The organism is Capnocytophaga sp. oral taxon 324 str. F0483, assembly GCF_000318315.2.
In the GTDB taxonomy this organism is placed as follows: Bacteria; Bacteroidota; Bacteroidia; order Flavobacteriales; family Flavobacteriaceae; genus Capnocytophaga; species Capnocytophaga ochracea.
This window is the reverse complement of sequence record NZ_KB291529.1, coordinates 85503-89526: the sequence shown is the minus strand read 5'-3', so window position 1 is coordinate 89526 and position 4024 is coordinate 85503. Positions and strand designations below refer to the sequence as shown.

General features: G+C 43.3%; 2 protein-coding genes. One reads left to right on the top strand and one right to left on the bottom strand.

What is annotated here, in order from left to right:
* Positions 1–317 precede the first annotated feature (317 nt).
* On the top strand, positions 318–1535 hold the full coding sequence (locus tag HMPREF9072_RS09490) for a beta-ketoacyl synthase (RefSeq protein ID WP_009411511.1): 1218 nt from the start codon (positions 318–320) through the stop codon (positions 1533–1535).
* On the opposite strand, the gene HMPREF9072_RS09485 is transcribed toward HMPREF9072_RS09490, so the two are convergent.
* On the bottom strand, positions 1525–3645 hold the full coding sequence (locus tag HMPREF9072_RS09485) for a GH92 family glycosyl hydrolase (protein ID WP_009411510.1): 2121 nt from the start codon (positions 3643–3645) through the stop codon (positions 1525–1527). The two genes, HMPREF9072_RS09490 and HMPREF9072_RS09485, sit on opposite strands and share 11 nt — an antisense overlap.
* Between the last annotated feature and the right edge of the window lie 379 nt (positions 3646–4024).

Sequence of the window (4024 nt, the reverse complement as noted above, 5' to 3'; positions counted from 1 at the left end):
TCCCCTCTTCCGAACTTCTCCGATATCTTCCGAACCCCTCAACCCTCTACATTTGCTAATTTCCCCATTTGCTAATTTGCTAATTTGCTAATTTAACAGCCCCCACATACCCAGCTGTGAGCTCTCGCTGGCTTTGGCTCGCACCTTTGGCAAAGTTAATTATCAGTATTATTGGCATTACTTGGTATTATTGGCATTACTTGGTATTATTGGCATTTCTGGCATTATTTGGCATTATTTGGCATTATCAGTATTATTTCTTACTTTTGCCCCCACATTTTCTAATTTGCTAATCTGCTAATTTTCTAATTGAATTTATGAGAGTAGTTATCACCGGAATGGGTATTTATTCCTGTATAGGCACTTCACTCAGTGAGGTGCGTGATTCGTTATACCAAGGAAAATCGGGTATTGTTTTCTTGCCCGAACGCAAAGAATACGGCTATCGGTCAGCGCTGACGGGATTTGTAGAAAACCCCGACCTAAAAGGACTCTTAGGTCGTCGCGAGCGTATTTCTATGGGACAAGAAAGCGAATTTGCCTATATGGCAACCCTCGAAGCGCTTAAAAATGCCGGTATCGATAGCGATTTCTTACAACAAAACGAAGTGGGAATCCTCTACGGCAACGACAGTGTAGCCGAGTCGGTAATTCTTACAAACGATAAGATAAGAGAGAAGAAAGATACTACCCTCGTAGGCTCTGGGGCGGTGTTCCGCACGATGAACTCTACCGTAACGATGAACCTCTCTACTCTCTTCCAATTGCGAGGAGTAAATATGAGTATCAGCGCCGCTTGTGCCAGTGGGTCGCATTCGGTAGGCTTAGGCTACTTGCTTATCCAAAGTGGTATGCAAGACTGCGTAATATGTGGCGGAGCTCAGGAAATCAATAAGTACAGTATGGGCAGTTTCGATGGTCTTGGGGTCTTCTCAATGCGTGAGGACGAACCCACTTTGGCTTCTCGTCCATTCGATGCCGGTAGAGACGGCTTAGTACCCAGTGGAGGGGCAGCTACTTTGGTGTTGGAGAGTTACGAGTCGGCGATAAGGCGTGGAGCAACCCCAATTGCTGAGGTGGTAGGTTATGGCTTTTCGTCTAATGGCGGACATATCTCTACACCCAATGTAGAAGGTCCTGCCCGTGCGATGGCGCGTGCCCTCAAAAATGCAGGTATGCAAGCCAGTGAAATCGACTATATCAATGCGCACGCCACTTCTACCCCCATAGGCGATGCTAACGAAGCAAAGGCTATTTATGAGATTTTTGGCAGTAATATTCCTGTGAGTTCCACAAAATCAATGACCGGACACGAGTGCTGGATGGCAGGAGCTAGCGAAGTGATATATTCAGTACTGATGATGCAAAACAGTTTTATAGCTCCTAATATCAATTTTGAAACCCCCGATGAGGCTTCTGCTAAGCTAAATATTATTCCCGAAACTGTAGAACGCCCTATTAAAGCCTTTTTGAGTAACTCTTTTGGTTTCGGAGGTACTAACTCAGCATTGGTAGTAAAAACGTTTATTTCTTAAACTCTAAACGTCCTCCTGCAATAATTTCTTCATAAGTAATATATCCTCTATTCAGCGGTTTGTCGTTGAGTAGTGTTTTTGCTTTGCTGTCTTTTCTTTTTTCAATCGTAAAAGTCTTGCCGTTCTCTAAATGCAACGTAGCTTTATCGAATAGCGGTTCACTTATATAATACCTGCTGTTGGCAGGGTTAAGAGGATACAAACCTAAGGCGGAAAGCACATACCAACTGCTCATTTGTCCGCAGTCCTCATTACCACAATGTCCGTCGGGTGTATTTTTGTATTGAGTGTTCAATATTTCGGTAACGCGCTGGGTAGCTTTTTCGGGGTGGTTCGTGAAATGATAGAGGTAAGCCACGTGATGACTCGGTTCGTTACCGTGCACATACTGTCCTATCATACCGGTACTGAAAATAGGCAGTTTCTCATCGGGAGTAACTGCCAAAGTGAACATCGAGTCGAGTTTTTGTTCAAAAGCCTTAATGCCTCCCATTGCATTGCGCAATCCTTCGATATTTTGTGGCACAAACCAACGATAATGCCAAGCGTTGCTTTCGCAGAAGTATTTACTATAATCTTTGGGGTTAAAAGGTTTGATAAATTGCCCTTTGCTATCCTTAGGGCGGAAGAAAGTAGTTTTTTCGTCGAAAAGATTACGCCAGTTTTCAGCGCGTTTGGCAAAGTAAGCCTCATCTTCTTTTTTATTCAATGCTTTGGCGAATTGTGCAATACACCAATCGTCGTAAGCGTACTCTAAGGTTTTGGACACCGACCAGTTTTCATCGGATTTATCTAAATCGTAAGGCACATAGCCATATTGTTTATATAAGTCGATTTCGCGTTCGTTTACCATTGCACTTTGCTTGCAAGCCTCGTAAGCCAAAGGAATATCCATTGGTATTTTCTTAAAATACGCATCTACGATAACAGGCACAGCGTGATAGCCTATCATCATATTGGTTTCACCTCCTTGCATACTCCACACCGGTAGCGCACTATTTTCGCGGTAGTGTGCCAAAAAACTACTGATAAAATCGGCGGAAGCTGCGCGGTGCAACAAGGTATAGAGAGGGTGAGCTGCGCGGAAAGTATCCCAAAGAGAAAAAGTATCATAACGCTTTTTGGGAGCATCGACATCGCTGAAAAGATTAGGCGCCAACATCGATTGGTAGAGCATTGTATAGAAAATCGTTTTTTGCTCCTCATTACCGCCTTCTACCGTAATCTTCTGCAACTGCTTCTCCCATAGATTGCGAGCTGTCTCGCGATAGTTGTCGAAAGCAAAGTGAGGCGCTTCAACTTCCATATTTTTATACGCTTCTGCAATGCTATGCATAGAGAGAGCTGTTTTCACTACAATGGCTTCATTATCGGCGGTAGCATAGCGGAGTACAATTTTAGAACGGTTGCTCTTGCCGTTTTCTTTTTCTTCTGTAAACTTCTTATCAGCAAAGGGCTTGGAGAGTTTGATGACGAAATAGACCTTTTGGTTACGTGCCCAACCGGTAGAAAAGCGATAGCCTTCCAAAGTTGTATTATCCACCACTTTTAGATAGGTTTCGGTAGGTTTATCCCAATTGATGCTATAACCTAAATCTATTGTAATTTTAGACTGTTCGTCGTTAGGAAAAGTATAGCGTTGCACGCCTACACGAGGAGTGGCGGTAAGTTCAGCTTTGATACCATAACTCAGCAAATCGACGCTGTAATAGCCTGCCGTAGCGGTTTCGTGTTTGTGAGAGAAATAAGAGAAGGGCAAACGGTTGTTTGCCTCTATGCGCTCGTTAAACCTGCTATTGGTAGGCATTATCAGCACATCGTAGAGGTCGCCCGCTCCCGTACCTGAGAGGTGGGTGTGTGAAAAGCCGGTAATGATGCTATCGGGATAGAAGTAACCCGAAATTCTGTCCCAGCCAGGGATACCTATATCGGGGCTTAGTTGCACCATTCCAAAGGGAGTCATCGCTCCTGGGTAGGTGTTACCCGTACCATCGGTACCGATAAACGGATTTACGTAATTGGTGAGTTGCTTTTTAGGCAACTCTTTTTGTTCTGATGAGTTGTGGCAAGCCGTAAGAGCAAATGCCCAAAGGTAAAAGTATAGTTTCATATAGGATTGAGTTATGAGTTGCAAAGATAGGAAGTAATTAGGAAATTAGCAAATGAGAGAATTAGCAGATTAGCAAATGAGGAAATGAGAGAATTAGAAAATGGGGGAAGTAACTTTTTGAAACATCAACTTTGCCAAAGGTGCGAGCCGCACGGGGGAATTAGAAAATTGGAAAATGAGAGAATTAGAAAATGAGTAAATATTGTCAGTTTATTCAACTTTGCCAAAGTTTCAAACTTTGGCAAAGTGTATACCCCTAAAAGTGACATATTTGAGCTATCGGAAGGAAACGGAAAAGAACGAAAGAGAAGAGGGAGGGTTTTTGGTGAAAAAAGGGTGGAAGATGGGTGGGGTTAGCTTATAAAGAGCTTATAGGAAG

Excerpts from the sequence above, each read along its gene's own strand:
- HMPREF9072_RS09490 (WP_009411511.1), top strand. The coding sequence starts at position 318 with ATGAGAGTAGTTATCACCGGAATGGGTATTTATTCCTGTATAGGCACT.
- HMPREF9072_RS09485 (WP_009411510.1), bottom strand. The coding sequence starts at position 3,645 with ATGAAACTATACTTTTACCTTTGGGCATTTGCTCTTACGGCTTGCCAC.